At 52.3% G+C, this 384-nt stretch carries 1 pseudogene; it reads left to right on the top strand.

Annotation, left to right across the window (positions count from 1 at the left end):
• Positions 1-166 precede the first annotated feature (166 nt).
• Positions 167-232, top strand: a pseudogene (locus M3149_RS23265) (zinc finger domain-containing protein); the annotation flags it as partial.
• Between the last annotated feature and the right edge of the window lie 152 nt (positions 233-384).

A 384-nucleotide genomic window follows, 5' to 3' on the forward strand; every position in this document is an offset into this window, starting at 1 on the left:
CGCCCCGGTGCTCCTGCACCATGCGCACGGCGCGCTCGCGCACCTCGGGTGAGAACTTGTTCGACTTCTTGTTCATGGCTCAATCCTCTCAGAGAAAAGAGCCTCCTCAAATCCCGGGGCGGTTCACTTTCCAAGTTCAGCGGTTTACAACTTTGATTGAGAAAGTGGCAACAAATGTCCCCACTGTTGGCATGCCTTCCACTCTGAAAAACACGCCATCAAGTGGATGTAGGCGCTAACAACTTTAGTTGTCTAGATGTGATGTTGCAATAGGTTGTTCACCCGACGGCATCTGGGAGACTGGAGTTACCACGCTTCAGCACTCACAGAGGAAACCCGTCGGATGAACAGCCACAAGAATGCCAGATTGACGTTTGAAGGACG

It is taken from the genome of Hydrogenophaga intermedia, assembly GCF_023715105.1.
In the GTDB taxonomy this organism is placed as follows: Bacteria; Pseudomonadota; Gammaproteobacteria; order Burkholderiales; family Burkholderiaceae_C; genus Hydrogenophaga; species Hydrogenophaga intermedia_A.